Genomic DNA, 19,122 nt, shown 5'->3' with positions numbered 1-19,122 from the left:
TCCTCCTTACGATTTGTCCGGTTCAGCGGCCGGCCGAACCCACTACCGCCACCGCGCGGATTTCAATGCGGAATTCGGCACGTGCGAGTTCCGTCACGCCCACCGCCGTCCATGCCGGATAGTCGCTCGGGAAGTACTCGTCCTTCACCGCGGCGAAGGCCTGGATCTCCTGGCGCATCTGCGTATGGAACGTGTTCAGTTCCACGACATCGGCGAGCGTTGCCCCTGCTTGCTCCAGCACGCACTTCAATGCTTCGAAAGCAAATCGGGCTTGCTCCGTCATGTCGATTCCCACTCTTCCTTCGCTGTCCGTGCCCACCTGCCCCGAGACCCAAACGATGTCGCCCACCCGGATTGCAGGCGAATAGTGAAAATTCTCGTAGCGCGTCCGGAACGCAGACGGAACGATCGACTGCCGCTGTTGATTCGATTTCATGTGATAGGTCGCCTTACTCAAACGATTGACAGAAACCCTCGTGGGCTACCGGGTCGCTACGCAAAAAAGCCGCCCCTGCGCAGTTGCTTAGCTGTCCGAATAGATAACGATTCAAACCCCTGCTCGCGCTGCCACGCAGACCGACCGAAGTCCCGCTTCGGATAGCCGCCGCGCCAAAGAACGCGGGACATGCTGCCCGAGATCCAACCCCAAGGGGAAACCCGAGCTCGCGCCTTGGAAGCACTTCTGTCCGGCTTCCTGGCGATGCATGGAGAACCGCGAGTCCAGCTCGACACCGTAGCGTGAGCGCAATATCGCACAAACAATTAATTTACACAATGATCGTTATCACAACACGCGTTTTTGTAAATATTCGCAGGAAATAGGGTACCGGCGCGTCGGTACGGCGGGCCTGCAGACGCGCCGTTCGATAACTTCATACGGTTTCTCCGCTTGCCTGTTGCACGAGTGGCGGCCCGGGAATCCGGCGCACAGAGCGCTGGGTTTTTTCCTGCCCCGGACTTTCCCCTAGCCCAGGGGTTCCGCCTTGTTATTTATTTATTCACTCGTTAGCATAAATGCATAGTGAATCAGCACCGTAGCAAGGATTCGCTGCGCGGCCAGTCACGTCACTCGGCGAACGTGACGTTCATGCATGACGTCCACGCGCGCCTACATCGAGAACCCGCACCATCGCCAGTTGGAAAAGAGGACACTCATGCACGCCTCCAAGAACGCAGCGAGAACGATCCTGCTCGCGTCGAACAGGCCAAATCGTCTGTCATCTTTCGGCGCCGGATGGTTGTGGTCGTTAGGCATTCTGCTCATGAATGTGCTTCCGGTCGTGTTCCAGTCGTTGCACAGAAGCGGCGGCCTCGGTGAGGACCTGCTTGGCACCTTGGGCACGGCGCTGGTTCTCGGATTCGGTATCAGTACCGCAAGCGGCCCAATCTGGATCTATCGATCGAATCCGAAATCGGTCGCTCTGGCAGGACTGCTGGTTTCCGCCTTAGGGATGCTGGGCATCACGTTCGCCGCCAGCGCATCCGATCAGATTTACTGGTGGTTCGTGGCTGGACTTGCAAATGGCTGCGTCGCAACACCGGCTTTCACGGCGCTTGGAGTCTCCGAGAATCCGCTGCGGGCATACAGCCTGGCATCGTTCGCATCGCTGGTTTTCGCTGCCGCCGCCTCGTACGCGTTGCCGCTGTTCGTCGTGCCGCACTTCGGCGACAAAGGTCTGCTGGTCGCGCTAGCCCTGATCTTTATTGTCTCGCTGCCTGCGGCACTGACATTGCCGGCATTGCGCGGGAGAATCGGAGCAAAGCACCCCGCTGCGAGCGGCGCGCATGAACGCGCAAGGCGTGCCAGCTTGACCGCGCCCATTCTCGCGGCGCTGTCCGGCGCCATCTTCATGGGCGTCTTCATGGGCGGTGTTTACACGTTTATCGATTCGCTCGCTTCGGCCGTTGGCATCGGTGCGCAGGCCGTCGATCCGGTCATCGCCATTGGCCTTGTCACGTCGATGATCGGCTCCATCCTCCCGGCAGTGCTCGGCCATCGCGTCAATACGACAATCGTGATGGCGATCTGCTCCGTCTGCGTCGTCCTGACATATCCGGCAATGATGAGCCACTCTTTGGTGACCTTTAGCCTCGGCTTCATCATGCACGGGGTCTTCGGGGTGCTCGGGTACACCTATTCGCTCGGGATCGTCCGGCGCCTCGACTTCACCGATCGTCTCTACATCGCCTATCCCGCGCTGCAATCGCTCGGTCTCGCAATCGAGACCTCATTCGCCGGCTACCTGCTTGCCCACTTCTCGACAAAAATGCTGTTCGGCACGTCCGCAGTGCTGATTGGCTTTTCCTTACTGCTTCTCCTGATCGCCGGGAACATGGCGGCCAGAACCTGCCGCACGAGGGTTGGCATGCCTTGCGGCGCGCCGCTAATCTGACGGCTCGCGCGAAACACGCGTATTCAGACCACGCTCCATTGGAGCGTGATTCGCAACAGCAGTGCAAATAACGGGCACTCCCACCCACGGCACTCCTGAGCGTTTTCCACTATCGCTTCAAGCAACCCGGCCCGGTTTTCAGGCGTTGTAACCCCTGAATACCGGGCCGCTTTGCATTGCGCCCTGCCTTATCGCAACACTTATTATAAAAACATATGTTGTGTAAATGTGGCTAGTCATCTACAGTGATCGCAAGCGGGAAGTCACGCTTTCGCCATCCAACGAACAAGGAGACTCGCAATGCCCATCAGTCAGTCCCAACGAGACGCGCTCTACCACGACGGCGCCGTCCTCATCGAGAAGTGCCTGAACGAAACGCAACTGAACGAGTGCTACGACGCGCTCAAGTGGGCCGTCGCCAACCCGAGCCCGTTCGTGTTTCGCGGCCTCGACGGCACGGCGCTGCAGACCCACATCGACAACTGCAACCTGCTCGCGAAAGACAAGCTCGACGATCTGATGATGCGGCTGCCGTTCGGCAAGCTGTTCCAGGAGCTCTGGGGATCGGAGCACGTCTGGTACTACGCGGAGGAAATTTTTATCAAGGAAGGCGGCAAGAGCGGCCGCGGGCCGTGGCACCAGGACACGGCGAACCTGCCATGGGCCGGCGAGCACTGGGGCAATGCGTGGATCACGTTTCAGTCCATCCCGAAGCGGAACTCGCTGGAGATCATTCGCGGTTCGCACCATGGCATCCAGTACGATGGAGCCAGTTTCATGAGCGCGGACGATCCGACTGATCCGCTCTACGGTGATGGCTCGTATCCGCGTCTGCCGAACATCGATCGCGACCTCGCGGAAAATCCCGACTCGTGGGACGTCCTCTCCTGGCCGGTCACTCCCGGCGACGTCGTGCTACTTCACCCGCGCTCGCTTCACGGCGGGGCGCCGGTCGACGGTAACTGCCCGACCCGCCACACACTGGTTGTGCGCTTCTTCGGCGATGACGCCCAGTTCCGTACGCTGCCAGAATCGCATCCCCGCTACGCGCGCAATGGCCCATTCTTCAAGGAGGAAATGGCGAAGCTCAATCCCGGCGACCCGTTCCGCTCCCCCGTATTCCGCCAACTCGTCTAGACGCTACGCGTTATGCCTGGCACGGGGACCGCGGTCCCCGGCTTTGCTTTCTGGAAGAACGAAGCGCGGACGTTTACACGTTACGAATCGCCTTCATATCCGGCTGCATTACAATGCGGTTGAATAAGGTGCCGTACGGCATGCCTAGCAGCTCAAACCACTCGACTTTCTATCTATGGCGCGAACCCCCACTTCCCAACCTCGGCAAGACCGCAAGGCTGCCGCCGGCGAGGCACCTGCTGCGGCACGCAGAGGCAGACCGGTCGGCGATCACAAGATCAAGCGTGACAGCCTGCTCGCCGCCACGGCCGCCGTGATCGCGCGCGAAGGTTATGCGGGGACCTCGTTGCGCAAGATTGGAGTCGAGGCGGGATGCACCACGGGTGCCTTGAGCTACTACTTCGAAGACAAGGACGAGATCGTGAAGGCGCTTGTCGAAAGTTCGTTCGACTTCTTCGACACGATCCTCGAACCGTCCGAAACGCCGCTTGACGTCAGAACCACGCTCGAGCGGTGGATGAACTGGCAAACCGCGAAGGACCTCGATCCCCGGGTCGTGCAGTTTCAATTGTTGGGCCAGGCGAAATACGAGCCCGTTGTAGCGGCCGTCATTCAGCGACGCTATACGCGGTATCGCCTCAAGCTGACGGCGCTGGTGGCCAACGACCAGAAGCGCGGACTCATCCGCAGTGATGTTCCCGCGGATCTGCTTGCCGATCAAATATGTGCGCTTGCAGACGGCTGGTCTGTCATGCTTCCGGTCGAGCCGGAGCGATTCAAGCCGCGTCGCCTCAAGGCGCTCATGAATGCCTTTTTCACCTTGCTGAACCCGCCCGAAGCTCAAGCGCAATCCGAAACGAGCGAGCCGGCGCACACGACACGTCGCACAAAATAAGCTAATTAACGAAAACCGTCGGCCGCGCCATGCGACCGACGCGTGCGCCGCACTCGCGGCAACCTCCCGCCAAAACCTCGTGTCCGCATTCGAGCGACACGCCATTCCTCGCCCCTAGATACTTCCCTGCATCTCAAGTTGCGCTCGCGCTAGCACGGCCACGAGTTGCGCGCGCCGAGGCTTATATTTTAAATTACATTCGTTGCGTAAATTCAATTTCGTGACTATAGTGCACTCATCCCCGCCGATAACGACGCGCCTGAAACGCCGCACCGGGTCAACCATCAGTATGCACAACGAGTGTTGCACGAAAGCGCGAGAAGATCGCGTTGTCCTCGCATCACCCCGAAATTCACGAGAAAAAATCCATGGCAGATCTGTACGAAGTTGCGGTGATTGGTGCCGGATTCGCGGGCGTCACCGCCGCCCGCGAAATCAGCATGGCGGGCCACTCGGTGGTGTTGCTCGAAGCACGTGATCGTGTCGGCGGCCGGACCTATCTGAGCGAAGCGCTTGGTCGTCCGCTGGACATGGGCGGCACCTATACGCACTGGAGCAAGCCACATGTGTGGCGTGAGCTCAAGCGCTACGGCATCGGCCTCGCCAACCCACTGCCGATCGCCAGGTCCTATTGGCTCGTCGACGGTGTGGTGCACTCGGGAACGCCGACGGAGTTCGCCGAGTTGGCCGCTCCGCTGCTCACGCGCTGCTTTGCCGACGCACGAACGCACTTTCCGCAAGTCGACAACATTGCGGCGGCCGACGTTGCCTCCATCGACAGGCAGACCATCGGTGACCGGTTCGATTCGCTGAACCTCTCGAAGCAGGACCGCGAGCTTCTGATCAACGTCATGGCAACGCTGGTCGGCTCGGAGGGCGAGCAGGGGTTGGCTCAGTTGCTGCTCTGGTGCGCGACCTATTTCGGCAACTGGAATGCATTTAGCGAAAGTGGCGGGCGCTGGCCCATCGATGGTGGAACGAAGCGATTGCTCGACGCCATCGCCGCCGATTCCAAAGCTGAACTGCGCCTGTCCACGCCCGTCGCCGCAGTCGACGACAACGGCGAGGAAGTCATCGTGACGACCCGCGACGGGCAGCGCATCCGCGCGCGCCACGTCGTGATGGCGCTACCCTTGAACACCTTGAGCGACGTTGTCATCACGCCAGCCCTGGCCCAGCCTATCCAGACCATGGTCGAACAGAAGCATGCGATCAAGCCCAGCAAGATCTGGGCACGCGTCAAAGGCGAGATCGAGACTTTCCTCGCGCATGCCCCGGTCGGCAAGCATCCGATCAATACCGCGCGCACGGAGTTCCGTCACGAAGGTGACACGCTGGTTGTCTCCTTCTGCTCCGATGCGTCCGCACTCGATGGCGGTGACCGCGCCGCCGTGCAGCGCGCGTTGCGGACCTTCGTGCCCGATATCGAAGTCGTAGAAACGGCATGGCACGACTGGGCCAGCGATCCGTTCGCACAAGGCGGCTGGGTGCATCACCGGCCAGGCAATCTCACTCAGGTCGTTCCGCAAATGAGAAGCCCCCATGGCCACATCCACTTTGCGGGCGGGGACTTCGCTGCGATCGGAGTCGGTGGCATTGAAGGTGCGATCGAGACCGGCGCCAGGGCCGCAGGCGACATCGTTCGCGCGTTGAACGGCGTCGATTGCTGAGTGCAGCTCTTGCCGATCAGGTGAAGCGCATCGGTGGCTGCGAGTACGCCTGGTAGCTCCTGGCAGCTGCAAATCAGGCCGATGCGCCCCCCCCGGTGGGCAGTCTAATGATAGTGAGCACGCAAATGCAAGTTAGCGCGACTTCGCCGTCATGTAGCCCACCGCCGCCTTGATCTCGGCATCGGAACACGCCGAGCAACCCCCGCGCGGCGGCATGGCCTTGAACCCGAGCAGCGCGTGATGCAGCAAGGTGGCGTCGCCCTGCGCAATGCGTGGCAGCCACTCGCCTTTGTCCCCAACTTTCGGTGCGCCTGCCGCACCCGTGGCGTGACATGCGAAGCAGACCGAGCTATAGACAACCTCGCCGGAGCGCGCGGGGCTCGCCGCTGCGGGTGCTGCTGGAACAGCAGGTGCCGCAGTTACGGGTGCAGCGACCGTTTCGTGCTGTACACCTGGGGAGGCAGCGGGAATGAGAGCGAAGCCGCCCTCCCCGCCACCACCGCCTGTCGCGCCATGCAGCTGGCTGAAATAGGCCGCGATATTGAGGACATCACGGTCCGAAAGCGGCGCGGCCATCGCGTTCATCGTGGGGTTCTGCCGGGTCCTGCCGTCACGGTAGGCTAGCAGTGCGTTCGCCAGGTAGTCGCGCTGCTGGCCAGCCAGGTTCGGCACGCCCGGGATCTTCGCCACGCCGTCCACGTTATGGCAGGCGAAGCACACCGCCGCGCGCCGCTTGCCCGCGTCCGTATCGGGCGCGAGCCCAGAGGTCTGGGCATGCGCCATCGTGTAGAACAGCGCCAGCAGGACCAACCCGAAGCGGATGATGTTGTTCATTTCGATTCCTCCCCGTATCAGTTGAAGCTGTTGTGCATCGAGACCGCGATCCCGTACACGAAGAACACCGCAATCCAGACGCCGAGCACCGACACTGCGCCCGTGCCCAGCCGCGCCGCCGTGCGGTCCGCGATGTACACGCCCTGCGTGCGTCCCGCGCGGTATAGCAGCATCAGATAGAAGCCGCCGACGAGACCGCCGATACCGGCGAGCGTGGCGAAGAACAGGACCGTGGAAGGCCAGTCGGCGTGAACCGGATAGGTCCTGATGGTGTAGCCCAGCGGCCGAAGGTAGTGGATGCGGATGATCTCGCGCCACGTGGCAAGGAGTCCGAGCAATGCCAGGCCGAAGGTCGCGGGCAGATAGCCGTGCGCGTTGTCGTCGAGCTGGCGCATCCAGAGTGCCATCGTCGCGATCGCGCCGACGATCAGCCAGCCCACGGGATGCAGCGCGAGGCCCGACCCCGCCGGAAAATCGCACTGCCAGGCAAGCAGCGGCAGCAGCGCGATCGCGTAACCCCACTGCGCAAGCTGCCTGCCGAGGTGGCTGACGAACGCGCGGTACGCCGGCTCGCGATCAGCGTGTACGGCGAAGTAATGCACGTAGGCGAGCAGAAACAGCCCCACGGCCGGCACGCACAGACTCATGAAGAACACATAACGCGGCCACTGGATCGCATGCAACGCGGCGCCGCGCGTATCCACCATGCCGCCCGGCGCGTACCAGTTCATCCACTGGTCCGGCAGCAGCGCCTGATACGAGAGCGCATGCATGATGAGGCCATCGAGGCAGAACAGGCCGAGGGCGGCCCACGCGTATACGCCGATGTGCTTCTTCGCGCCTTCGCGATTCGCGTGGTAGAACGCGAACCAGCAGCAGTAGGCCACGATCAGTGTGAAGATGAAGGCGATGGCCCAGCGCCCGGAGAGCACGTTCGACGTGTACCACTGCGGGTCGTAAATCACCTGGGTAAAGAGCAGCGGCCCTACCCCCAGCACGATGAGCAGCGACACGGCGACCTTGGCCACCTTCGTCATCGCCATCGACAAACGCTCCCAATACTCAGCAGCGGCGCGCCGATGGAACGCAAAAATCGCCAGCCCGGCGGAGCCAAGCGCGAGGTGCACGAAAGCGATATGCCCCACCCACGTAGTCACCATCAGGATCTGAAACACCACGGGTTGCGCGGGAACCCCGGCAGGGTCGCGCATCGTGTTCATTACGGCACCAATGTCCATGGCTAGTTCCCCTGCGACGGCGCGTTCGCTGCCGCGTGTTGTTCGGCGATCAGACGATCCACGTTCTTGCCACTGTCGACCGCCGCGAGGTAGTGCGCGATGGCACGGATCTCGTCGTCGGGCAGGTCGATGCGCGGCATATAGGGCTGCGCGCCATATTTGAGCGGGCCCCCCAGGAACGCGGCGATCATGTCCTCGTCGGTGGACCGGTGCAGCTTGTCGGGCAGATTGCGCAACGGGCCGCCCGGTTCAAGCGAGTGGCAGTTCGCGCAGGCCACCTTGGTCAGCAGACGGCCCACCTCGAGTTCGTTGGCGGGGGTGACGGTCCGTAAGCGGTCAGGCACGAACGGATGCAGCTGCAGCAGACCGTGGTCGGCAATGCGCTCGACTTCCGCGTGGATGCCCTTGCCCGGCACGTCGCGCGCGATCACCTGGTTGCCATAGATGTACTGCCCCGCCACATACGGCTTGCGCATCGATTCGCGCATACGCTCCTCGGGCCACACGCCCACCACAGCGATGAAGAGGAACAGCGAGACGGCAAGCGAGGTGTAGACGCGTTGCGGAAAGGCCCAGGCGAACAGCAGCCAGAAAGTCGAGACGAGGAACACCGACACCATGCCCTTCGCGTAGACGGGCAGCAGATGCGTGTCGAGCATCACGAGCGCGTTGTTCGGCAGCGTGCGCACGTAGTAGAAGAACATCACGACCGCAATGGCGCCGCCAACGAGCCCGACGGGTGCGATAAAGCGCACGACGCTGCGGCGCAGCGCGAGATCCTTCACGCGGCTGGCCACCAGCAGGCCCACGAGTGCAGCCATCACGAGCATCGCGCCGGTACGGGTGCCGAGCTGCGCGAAGAAGTTGACGTTGTAAAACGCCTCGCTCGTCGAACCCGTCTGATACCAGCTATCATGGCCCGGCCACATCATGAACGAGAGCACGCCCACGATCAGCAGCATCGTCGCCCACGAAGCGAGTGCGAACGACCACGTGAGCTTCAGGTGCGTGCGCGGATCCACCTTGCCGATCAGGTACACGAGCGCGTAGACGCCGATGACTTCGATCGTGAAGTAGACCCACTCGCTCGCCCAGACCCAGACGAAGTTGTGGATCAGCCCGCTCACGCCGCGCGGACTCGCGACGGTGATCGCATACCAGATGCCGGGCCCGGTGATCGAGCCGATGATGTACGAGAACACCAGCAGGAACATGCCGTAGCGCTGGATGAAGTCCATCAGCTGCGGCTTGTTCTCGCGGTAGGCGCGCGTTTCGAGCAGTGCGAACAGAAGCGATGCGCCCACCGATGTGTGGGACGCCACGACGTGTATCACGCCGATGATCCCCATCACCCAGGCCGTCCCGATGCCCGGGACGTAAAACGTCGGATACATGCCTAGCATGTCTAAGTGTTCTCCCCGTATCTTTTTGTGTTCCAGCGGATCAACGGTAGCCGTCGCCGCTCAGTTCGTTGTCGCGTTTGCCTGCGAATGGACCTCAAAGACCGCAATCGCGTGCCGCTGGGCGGCGACCTGTTCCCCCAGCGAGAACGCAGCTTGCGCTGCCTGCTCGACGACGGCGGCATTGTTACGGATCACCTGATCCATGCGGTTCACCGCCTCGTTGACCTGCCCGATCCCGCTGCGCTGCGCTTGCGAAGCTTCGAAGATGCTGTCGTTGATTTCGACCACACGCTGGATTGCATGCCGCACGTCCCCCATGGCATAAGCCACCTGATCCGCATGTGCGGCGCCACCCGAGATGGACTCCACCGAATTGCGCACCAGCACCTTGATTTCCTTCGCTGCGCTGGCCGCCCGCTGCGCGAGGCTGCGCACCTCCCCGGCGACGACGGCAAACCCGCGGCCGTGCTCGCCGGCACGCGCCGCCTCGACAGCGGCATTCAATGCGAGGATATTGGTCTGAAACGCGATCCCTTCGATCAACGCCGTGATTTCCACGATCTTCGCCGAACTGGCGGAAATCACGCCCATCGTGCCGCGCATCTGCTCGACGGCCGCCACGCTCGTATCGGCCGCGAGTGACGTCGCATTGGCAAACTCCGCGGCCTGGCTGACATGGTCCGCATTGCGTTGAACAGACATGATGAGCTCGCTCAGGCTCGCCGCAGTTTCTTCGAGCGACTCGGCTTGTCGCCTTGCACCAGAGGACAAATCTGCGCTGCCTTCGGCTATCTGGATCGAAGCGCACTGGATCGCATCGCTCGATCCCTTGATCGTATGCACAGTCCCGGCGAGGTGCCGATCCATCGTTTGCAGCGCATCGAGCAACTGAGCGAACTCACCATGCAGGCTCATGGCCTCGGCATTGCCCAGCCGGCCTTCGGCGATTTCCCGGGCAACACCGAGTGCCGCCTTCAGCGGCGTCGAAATCGCCCAAAGCAACCAGGCGGAAGCAGCCGTGGCCACGAGGACGCCAACGCCGATTGCCCCTAGCACGGTCCATCGCAACGCATCGAACGTCGCGTGGCCGCGCTCCGCCAGTTGCCGCGCCTGCATGGCGCTCAGTGCGACGTCGCGGCCGATTGCGTCGGACAACGCATCGCCGGTTTCCGTCAGCTCGTCGATCGAGAAAGCCGCCATGTCCAGATTGCCGGAACGAAGCACCGCAGCGATATCGTCCGATTGCGTCCGGAAATTGGCCGATACCTTCGCTACCTGGTCGGCCAGTCGGCGCTCATCCGCCGTCGCAATTTTCGCGGGATAGTAGTCGTGCCAGGCCGCATCGAGCTTCTTTTGCTCATTGCCGATATCGACCACGAGTTCCTCGGCCTTGTCCTGTTCATGCAGCGCCTGGATGTAGCGCATCTGCAGACGGATCTTCAGCGCCGCCGCCTGCATTGCGGCGAGATCCTCGATCGGCACGGTACTCGCCGTGTACATGCTGCCCATGTCGGTGCTGAGCCTCGCCAGACCGCGCAGGCCCATCATGCCGATCGTCACCATCAGCGCCACGCAGACGCCAAGCGTAAGCATGACCTTGAACCGGATCGTCCCCGTAAAAGCACCTATGCGGCCAGTCTTTTTATTTTCCATTACGAAATATAATGTTTCTTCGCCCGCCGCTTGCTACCACCGGTCGCCAACTGATGCTTCAGAGATCGCCAACACGCGCCATTACGTCAGCCTTTCCTGCTATACGCGCTGCACCAACCCTTACCTGCAACCTGCTTGCCCCCGAACATCGGGCACGGCGCGAACGCGTCGCCGGGCTTGCCCTGATAGAACGTGCAGTTGCTGCAAACCTGGCCAGCGGCGTACTTCGCGTACTTCGCCTTGTCTACCCTGGTTGCGTCGGACTTGTAGCCAAGGGCCTGCGCCGTGGGCTCAGCGTCGGATACCTTGGGGGATTCGGCGAACGCAAGACGCGTAAGCGCCAGACTCGAAGCTACACCTGCGGTCGTGATCATAAAAGTGCGGCGGGACTTTCTCATAAAAGTACTCCTTATTGTGGGATGGGCGTGCCGGTAAGGCACAGTGATATCAAAAACGAATGGCCCTCGAATTCACCTTGGTTGTCGAGCGCGTCATCGTGTTCAGGCTTTCAGCGCCCCGAAAATCTCGCTCAACATCGCCTTCGCATCGCCGAACAACATGCGGTTGTTGTCCTTGTAGAAGAGTGGGTTGTCCACACCGGCATAGCCCGAGGCCATGCTGCGCTTCATCACGATCGAGGTCTTCGCCTTCCAGACCTCCAGCACCGGCATCCCCGCGATCGGGCTGGCCGGATCCTCCTGCGCTGCCGGGTTCACGATGTCGTTCGCGCCGATGACCATCGAAACGTCCGCCTCGGGGAAATCGACGTTGATCTCGTCCATCTCCAGCACGATGTTGTAGGGCACCTTGGCCTCGGCCAGCAGCACGTTCATGTGTCCCGGCATGCGGCCGGCCACCGGGTGGATCGCGAAGCGCACGTCGACACCCTTTTCGCGGAGCACCTTGGTGAGTTCATACACCGTGTGCTGGGCCTGCGCCACGGCCATACCATAGCCAGGTACGATGATGACGCTCTTGGCGCCGCGCAACAGCTCGGCGGTTTCGGTGGCGCTCACCGCGACCACCTCGCCCACCGGCTGCGCGCCGCCGCCCGCTGACGCAGGAGCACCGCTTGCGGTGCCGAAACCGCCGGCGATCACGCTAATGAAGTTGCGGTTCATCGCGCGGCACATGATGTACGAGAGAATCGCGCCCGACGAGCCCACCAGCGCGCCCACCACGATCAGCAAGTCGTTGCCGAGCATGAAGCCGGTGGCCGCCGCCGCCCAGCCCGAGTAGCTGTTAAGCATCGACACCACCACGGGCATATCGGCGCCGCCGATGGCCATCACCATATGCACACCGAACAGCAGCGCGATCGCCGTCATCACGACGAGCGGCGTCATGCCATCCTGGATGCTGCCAGCGTGGAGGAACGCGCGGCCGCACACGATCACGACCAGCAGCGCGGTCAGGTTGAGCCAGTGCCGCGCGGGCAGCAGCAGCGGCTTGCCACCGATCTTGCCCGAGAGCTTGCCGAACGCGATGATCGAGCCAGCGAACGTAACCGCGCCGATCAGGATGCCTACGTAAATCTCGACTTCGTGGATGGACGTCACGGCGCCGGTGAACTGCATCGACGTGTCGACGTAGCTGGCGAAGCCCACGAGGCACGCCGCCAGGCCGACCAGGCTGTGCATCAGCGCCACCAGTTCGGGCATCTGCGTCATCTGTACCTTTCGGGCCGCGATGATGCCAACGGCACCGCCAACGACCAGCGCGCCGACGACGTACGGAATGCCCGCAGCCGAAACACGCGGCCCGAGTACGGTGGCCAGCACGGCAACGGTCATGCCGATGATACCGAGCAGGTTGCCGCGACGCGCGGTTTCAGGATTGGCGAGCCCGCCAAGGCTGAGGATGAAGAGAATCGCCGCGCCAATATAGGAGACGGCAGTCAGGTTTGCAGTCATGCTCGACCCCTCATTTACGGAACATCGCCAGCATGCGCCGCGTGACCGCGAAGCCGCCGAACATATTGACGGCCGTGAGCGCGAGTGCAGCCACGGCGAGGCCTAGGATCAGGCTTGACGGCCGTTCACTGCTGCCTCCGGCCAGATCGCCCAGCGGCGGCGCGACCTGCACCACCGCACCGATGGCGATAATCGACGAGATCGCGTTGGTCACGCTCATCAGCGGCGTGTGCAGCGACGGAGTGACGTTCCAGATCACCATGTAGCCGACGAAGCAGGCCAGCACGAACACCGTGAAGTGCGACAGGAACGTGGTGGGTGCGTACAGCCCCACCAGCAGCAAGGCCAGCGCGCCGAGGCCGAACACGATGGCCAGCGACTTCGCCGACATCGGCTCGCCCTTGCCGTGGCCCTTTTTCGACGCGACTGCCACCGCAGCAGCAGCCGGCTGAGGTTTGGGTGCGATGGCCGGCTGCTTGATCGGTGGTGGTGGCCAGGTGATGTTGCCTTCCTTGATGACAGTCAGGCCGCGGATGGCGTCGTCATCGAAGTCGACGTTGATCGTGCCGTCCCTGGTCTTGCACAGTTCCTCGATCACGCGCAGCAGATTGTTCGCATAGAGCGTGGACGACTGCCTGGCGAGACGCGACGCGAGATCGGTGTAGCCGATGATCGTTACACCGTGGCGCACCACTGCCTCGCCGGGCACCGTGAGCTCGCAGTTGCCGCCCTGTTCGGCCGCCATGTCCACGATCACGCTGCCCGGCTTCATCGACTGGACCATTTCGGCCGTGATGAGCTTCGGGGCCGGCTTGCCAGGAATCAGCGCGGTGGTGATGATGATGTCCGCGTCCCTCGACTGCTGCGCGTACATCGCGCGCTGGGCCTGCTGGAAGCCCTCGCTCATGACCTTCGCGTAGCCGCCGCCACCCGAGCCTTCCTCGTCGTAGTCGACCTTGACGAACTCGCCGCCGAGCGACTTGACCTGGTCGGCCACTTCGGCGCGTGTGTCGTTGGCACGCACGATCGCGCCGAGGCTGGCCGCAGTGCCGATGGCCGCGAGGCCCGCCACGCCCGCCCCGGCGATGAACACTTTCGCGGGCGGCACCTTGCCGGCGGCGGTGACCTGCCCGTTCAGGAAGCGGCCAAACGCATGCGCAGCCTCGATCACGGCGCGATAGCCGCTGATGCCGGCCATCGAGGTGAGCGCGTCCATCTTTTGGGCGCGCGAGAGCGTGCGCGGGAGCGAGTCGATGGCGAGCACCGTGGCGCGTTTCGCGGCCAGTTGCTGCATCAGTTCGGGGTTTTGGGCGGGCCAGACGAAGCCGATCAGCATGGCGCCTTCGCGTATCATCGCGACTTCTTCGCTGCCCGGGGCACGCACCTTGAAGACGATGTCGCTATGCGCCCAGAGTTCGACGGCCGATGCCACGACCTCGGCGCCGGCCGCACGATAGGCGTCGTCGTCGAAATTCGCGGCCGCGCCCGCGCCGCTTTGCACGGCGACCTGGAAACCCAGCCCGATCAATTTCTCGACCACCTCGGGCACGGTCGCTACACGCCGCTCCCCGGTGGCCACTTCCATAGGAATGCCAATCAGTAATGTCATATAAAAAATTGACCGTTCACATTGGTATTGACCATCGCAAGGATTGCAGCCCTGGCAGCGACGGTGAAGTCACACCAGCCGCGCGACCGGTCAGTCGTCCGCGCAGAAAATCGCCGGTGTGAGGTTGGTGAAGTTCTTCATGTCGCTCATCACCTCGGCGGTCTCGGCGGAGGAAAGCGCCGCATCGATCCCGTTCTGATCGCTGAAACGCAGGATCGCTACGCATGCGAACGGTTGCAGCGCTGGCGATGGAAACAGGACCTCGGCCGACTGCAGACCAAACTCACTCCACGCCGAGCGAACAAGAGCAGCATGGGTCGAAAGATAATACTCGCGGTCAAACGTCCCGCCTTCTGCATTCGGGTAGCTCACGATCAGGGTAGTCATATTCAGTTCCGTGTTGAGATTCAGTTGAGAATTGCGTTAGGCGGATGCGCCAGCGCCTTGCATTCGGGCCGGCATAGCTCGCGCGCGGCGCAGCATCTGCCAGCCGAACAACAGCATCCATAGCGGCAGAATCAGCACGACGACCATCTCGCTCGCATTCGAAAGCGCGTCGAGATCCGGGAAAAAGCCGAACAGGAAGAAGAGCCCGAAAGCCCAGCCGACGATCTTGAGCAGAATTGATCCCCTCCAGCCATCCTTTTTTAATACGTTGGCGGCAATCGGCGTCCAGAACAGTACGAGGGGCCCCTCGATCCACCAGAGGCCGTTTTGCGTCGCATTGGCTATCGCCGTCCATACCGCCGCCGCGGCGTTTCTTGTGGCATCGTCGCCGCCCGCGTACAGATGGGCCAGCGGGTGAAGGATCGCAAACTGCATGACGGCGCCGGTTACGCCCACCACGACGTACAACACGACGGCCATCGCCACCATGTTGCCGAGCGCGCCCAGCTCTTCGCGAAAGACATGCACAAAGTAGCCGCCAATGACGAGGAAGGGCAGATAGAACCCAAACGTGTCGGCGACCATGCACCAGCGGAACAGATCGCGGGTATCCGGTTGCAAAGCAAGCATCGATGTTCCGTGCAGCACCATATCGGCATCCGGGCCCGTGACCACGAATGACAAGCCGACATTCGCGTACGCGAGAATTCCGCCGATGATTGCGCTCCAGGCCGTGAAGCGCATGGCCTTATGCGAGGTTTGATTCATCGTTGATCTCCGGGGAAAGGTCAGGTTCGGTAAGGCGTGGGCGAGTTCAGCGCGACTCCGCCATTTTTGGCGCGCTCCAAAGCGCAGTAGCCGTAATAGATCGCTGGCATGAAGTAGGCCCATGAGCACAAAGCAAGCGTAAAAAAATTGAGAAAGACGTTCGTTTCTTCGCCCGGTATTTTGTAAAAGTCGTAAATGGCGGCAATGCTCAGCGACGTTACCAGAGCCACCCCTACGGCCAGAGCACTCAGCATTTCGCCAATTTCCAGAAGCCGCTTGATGAAGTACACGAGATATACCGATAGCAGAATCCACATCGTCAGATAGAAGTAGGGCAAAAACCCCGCGATGAAATCTTCTCCCACAAGAACAAATGTGAGCGCAAACGAAACGACGAATGCCGTGACGTCTTGACGAATTGACGGCTTGTAGCCATGCGTAATCGCCATCAGGCCGGCGACAGCGATGATCGGCATGCCGAATCCGCGAGAGAACGCATCGAAGAAGTGTGCGACCTCATAGGAAACTGCATTTCCTGTAGCAAAAAAACCAATGGCGTTCGTCGCCGAAGTACCGACGATCCACATCTCCAGACCAAGAAGATAGTTTCGCTTCCTGACGATCTTCCAGCCGTAGAAAAACGAGCTCAGTGCCAGCAAAGCACTGGAAAGCATAAGAACTACAGATCTGAGGTCCATGACTAAACTCCCAACGCAGGTTGCATTTGATGGATCAATTCTTCTTCGGGTCAAGGCTTGCCAGATAGGTGGCAATGGCCTTGCGGTCTTCGGGCGAAAAACCGGTTGCAAGGTTTTTCATGACACCTGTCGCCTCGCTGCGGGTGCCGGAAGCGAACTCGTCGAACTGCGCGAGGAGATAGTCGTATCCCTGACCAGCCAAACGCGGAAACTGGTCGTGGCCCATCAATTGAGCGCCGTGACAGGCAACACAATTGCCCGCGGCCACCAGATGCTGTCCCTTCTCACGCAGTTGCGCATCCGGCTCGAAGTAGTGATTCGCGACCGGAGTCACCCCGGCAAAATATTCCGCCAGCGATTTGATCTGCGGATCGCTCATTGTCATCGCAAGGGGCCCCATGTTCGGATTACGGCGCGCCTCACTCGCGAAATTGTGAAGCTGCGTTTCCAGGTAGGGCGCCGGCTGCCCTGCGAGACTCGGATACCCCTGATGGAGCGAATTACCTTTGACGCCGTGGCAGCCCATGCAGACGTCGGTCACATGAGGCCAGGGGCCGCCGTCAGCCAGGTAAGCCGTGGTCGATGCTGCGAGATAGCGCTGCAGCCGGTATAGACCCAGCAGATCCGAGCCGAAAATGGCCAGCAACAGGGCAATAACCAGAGGAGTGCCAATCAATAGAGTTTTTTTCATCATTACCCCCTACGCTCGGCGCAGCGCATTTAGCGCCTGAAGTGCGCCCTGATGGCCGGAGCGCACGGCGCCATCCATGTACCCGGCCCAGATATTCGCGGTCTCCGTTCCCGACCAGATCAGCTTGCCGCACGAGGGGCGCAGCGCCTCTCCATGAGCGCTCCAGAATCCTGGCGGAATCGCGGAAACGCAGGTCAGTGTCCAGGGATCGACCCGGCCCCAGTCCTGATCGTGGTAAGCGATGGGAGACAGCGCTTCGTCGCCGAATGCCTGCGCGTAGAGCTGCTTATGCACGGCCATTGCTGCGTCCCGCTCAGACGGGACCATCGCATTCTCAATGAACGCATTGATAATACCGATCTCCCCTGCCGGCGGGGAGTTGTCAAAGGCCCAGATGATGGGGCCATTGACCTGGAAGATGCTGCCGTTCATGCCCTTGTCGCGCCAGAACGGGCGGCGATACACCATGGCGGTCTTCCGCGCCGGGGAATTCGCGGGCCACGCGCGCTGCAGGGCCGCACGCTTTTCCGGCAGGGGCGGATCGAACTGCAACTGATGGCACAAAGCCGGATGGATGGCCATGATGACGGTCCGTGCCCGCACTTCTCCGTGGTCGGTATGCAGGGTGACGACGTCGCCGTCCCATCCGGAGATCAGGCGGACCGGAGAAGACAGGCGAACCTTTTCACCCAGTTGCTCGGCCATCTTGATGCTGAGAATTTGCGAGCCGCCGATGAAGCGGGTTTCCTGGGCGCTGTGCTTGATGCTGTCGAGTTGCGAGTAATCGCAATCCGCCGAATTGACCATCGAAAGGAAGTGCAGCAATCCCATCTTAGCCGGTGCCGCCCCGCCCGAAAGCGTGATGCTGCCATTCCATCCGACCTGATCTTCAGGCTTGATATTCTGCTTTGCCAGCCAGTCACCGACCGAGAGCTTGTCCAGTTCGGCGACCTTCGGGGACGTCCACGGTGCGCCACAAGGCACCTCGCGCGAGAGTCTGCTGAGCTTTGCACCGACCGCCTCATCGGTGCCGAATGTGCCCTTCAGATCGACTGCCACCCGGCCGTCACCTCCCAGCATGACCGTAGTCCCGTCGTAGTAGGTCGGGAAGGTGCCGATACCCAGTTCGCGGGCAAGATCCGCAACGGCGGTCTGGCCGGGCCCGATCCATTGGCCGCCGACTTCCGAAACGTACCCGCCGGGAATGTTGTAGTTGAACGTTCGCCCGCCCACGCGATCCCGTGCCTCAAGAACCAGAAAGGACTCGCAGCCCGCGTGGCGCAGGTCGCGCGCGGCGGTCAGTCCGGCCAACCCCGCCCCTACGATGGCGACGTCGAGAATGCCGTCCGCGCCTGGCGCGGCCTTGGTGACCGCGGCATACGCCTGATGGGTGCTCATGGCGAGCGTACCCACGGCAGCAACCGAGGCGCCGGCATATTTGAGCCAGTGCCTGCGCTGCAGGTTTGCAGCGCCGTCCGGGGAAGATTTTTTTGCCATAGTGCCTCTGTCTACGTGATGAAGGCTCCCGCTCCGAGCGGGTCAACGAAAGCGTCCCACTCAGGCGCCATGCTTTTATCCGGCCGATATACCGTGCCACGCAACGCCTTGGAATGCCTATCCGAACGATTCGTGCACCGCGCACCGGTACCAGCGGGTGCCGCAATCTCAGCGCCGCATTAGTAGAACAACAAACCAAAGATAGGTCATGATACCAATTTGTAGAGCAAGAAAATAAAGGGTATTCCCTGTATCTCCAAAAATGTCTCGCGACATTGCGTTTTCGGACGCCTGGCCGGGCACTGAAGCGCGCCGTGCCATGGAGAGACTTTGACG

17 protein-coding genes are annotated in these 19,122 nt (G+C 61.7%); 4 read left to right on the top strand and 13 right to left on the bottom strand.

The annotated features are described in order from the left end of the window. Positions 1-22: 22 nt before the first annotated feature. On the bottom strand, positions 23-436 hold the full coding sequence (locus U5782_RS32930) for a RidA family protein (protein WP_322048048.1): 414 nt from the start codon (positions 434-436) through the stop codon (positions 23-25). A 655-nt stretch (positions 437-1,091) separates the two neighbouring features. Here U5782_RS32930 and U5782_RS32925 point away from each other — a divergent pair. The 4 genes from U5782_RS32925 to U5782_RS32910 all read left to right on the top strand — a co-directional run bounded on the left by U5782_RS32925 (position 1,092) and on the right by U5782_RS32910 (position 6,095). Continuing rightward, complete coding sequence (locus U5782_RS32925; protein ID WP_322048047.1) at positions 1,092-2,393, top strand: hypothetical protein; 1,302 nt, start codon at positions 1,092-1,094, stop codon at positions 2,391-2,393. Between the two features lie 306 nt (positions 2,394-2,699). Continuing rightward, on the top strand, positions 2,700-3,530 hold the full coding sequence (locus U5782_RS32920) for a phytanoyl-CoA dioxygenase family protein (RefSeq protein WP_321845239.1): 831 nt from the start codon (positions 2,700-2,702) through the stop codon (positions 3,528-3,530). A gap of 175 nt (positions 3,531-3,705) precedes the next feature. Beyond that, the gene (locus U5782_RS32915; protein ID WP_322048046.1) at positions 3,706-4,425 is read left to right on the top strand and encodes a TetR/AcrR family transcriptional regulator; all 720 of its coding nucleotides are present in this window, start codon (positions 3,706-3,708) and stop codon (positions 4,423-4,425) included. Positions 4,426-4,793: 368 nt separating this feature from the next. Then, positions 4,794-6,095, top strand: coding sequence for an NAD(P)/FAD-dependent oxidoreductase (locus U5782_RS32910; protein WP_322048045.1), 1,302 nt, complete (start codon positions 4,794-4,796; stop codon positions 6,093-6,095). Positions 6,096-6,227: 132 nt separating this feature from the next. Here the strand turns inward: U5782_RS32910 and U5782_RS32905 are convergent, their stop codons facing one another. The 12 genes from U5782_RS32905 to U5782_RS32850 all read right to left on the bottom strand — a co-directional run bounded on the left by U5782_RS32905 (position 6,228) and on the right by U5782_RS32850 (position 18,786). Further along, positions 6,228-6,929: a c-type cytochrome gene (locus U5782_RS32905; RefSeq protein ID WP_321845071.1), complete on the bottom strand. Its 702-nt coding sequence runs from the start codon at positions 6,927-6,929 to the stop codon at positions 6,228-6,230. Positions 6,930-6,946: 17 nt separating this feature from the next. Beyond that, positions 6,947-8,167 (bottom strand): hypothetical protein, encoded by a 1,221-nt coding sequence (locus U5782_RS32900; protein ID WP_322048044.1) that lies wholly within the window; start codon positions 8,165-8,167, stop codon positions 6,947-6,949. A 2-nt stretch (positions 8,168-8,169) separates the two neighbouring features. Then, positions 8,170-9,570, bottom strand: a complete 1,401-nt coding sequence (locus U5782_RS32895) for a cytochrome ubiquinol oxidase subunit I (RefSeq protein WP_322048043.1) — start codon at positions 9,568-9,570, stop codon at positions 8,170-8,172. 60 nt (positions 9,571-9,630) lie between these two features. Then, the gene (locus U5782_RS32890) at positions 9,631-11,223 is read right to left on the bottom strand and encodes a methyl-accepting chemotaxis protein (protein WP_322048042.1); all 1,593 of its coding nucleotides are present in this window, start codon (positions 11,221-11,223) and stop codon (positions 9,631-9,633) included. An 86-nt stretch (positions 11,224-11,309) separates the two neighbouring features. Continuing rightward, on the bottom strand, positions 11,310-11,621 hold the full coding sequence (locus tag U5782_RS32885; protein ID WP_321845066.1) for a high-potential iron-sulfur protein: 312 nt from the start codon (positions 11,619-11,621) through the stop codon (positions 11,310-11,312). A gap of 102 nt (positions 11,622-11,723) precedes the next feature. Then, on the bottom strand, positions 11,724-13,136 hold the full coding sequence (pntB, locus tag U5782_RS32880) for a Re/Si-specific NAD(P)(+) transhydrogenase subunit beta (RefSeq protein ID WP_322048041.1): 1,413 nt from the start codon (positions 13,134-13,136) through the stop codon (positions 11,724-11,726). Between the two features lie 10 nt (positions 13,137-13,146). Then, positions 13,147-14,745, bottom strand: a complete 1,599-nt coding sequence (locus U5782_RS32875) for a Re/Si-specific NAD(P)(+) transhydrogenase subunit alpha (RefSeq protein WP_322048040.1) — start codon at positions 14,743-14,745, stop codon at positions 13,147-13,149. A 90-nt stretch (positions 14,746-14,835) separates the two neighbouring features. Continuing rightward, positions 14,836-15,132: an EthD family reductase gene (locus tag U5782_RS32870; protein ID WP_321845062.1), complete on the bottom strand. Its 297-nt coding sequence runs from the start codon at positions 15,130-15,132 to the stop codon at positions 14,836-14,838. A gap of 36 nt (positions 15,133-15,168) precedes the next feature. Further along, complete coding sequence (locus U5782_RS32865) at positions 15,169-15,876, bottom strand: hypothetical protein (RefSeq protein WP_322048039.1); 708 nt, start codon at positions 15,874-15,876, stop codon at positions 15,169-15,171. Between the two features lie 44 nt (positions 15,877-15,920). Further along, a complete protein-coding gene (locus U5782_RS32860) occupies positions 15,921-16,598 on the bottom strand; it encodes a hypothetical protein (RefSeq protein WP_322048038.1) in 678 nt (225 codons plus the stop codon). 34 nt (positions 16,599-16,632) lie between these two features. Next, entirely contained in the window at positions 16,633-17,289 is a 657-nt protein-coding gene (locus tag U5782_RS32855) for a c-type cytochrome (protein ID WP_321845238.1), read from the bottom strand. Between the two features lie 9 nt (positions 17,290-17,298). After that, the gene (locus U5782_RS32850; protein ID WP_321845059.1) at positions 17,299-18,786 is read right to left on the bottom strand and encodes a flavin monoamine oxidase family protein; all 1,488 of its coding nucleotides are present in this window, start codon (positions 18,784-18,786) and stop codon (positions 17,299-17,301) included. Positions 18,787-19,122: the final 336 nt, after the last annotated feature.

The organism is Paraburkholderia sp. J67, from assembly GCF_905220265.1.
In the GTDB taxonomy this organism is placed as follows: Bacteria; Pseudomonadota; Gammaproteobacteria; order Burkholderiales; family Burkholderiaceae; genus Paraburkholderia.
Note: the sequence above shows the minus strand (reverse complement) of the source record. Positions and strands in the feature narration are given on the sequence as shown.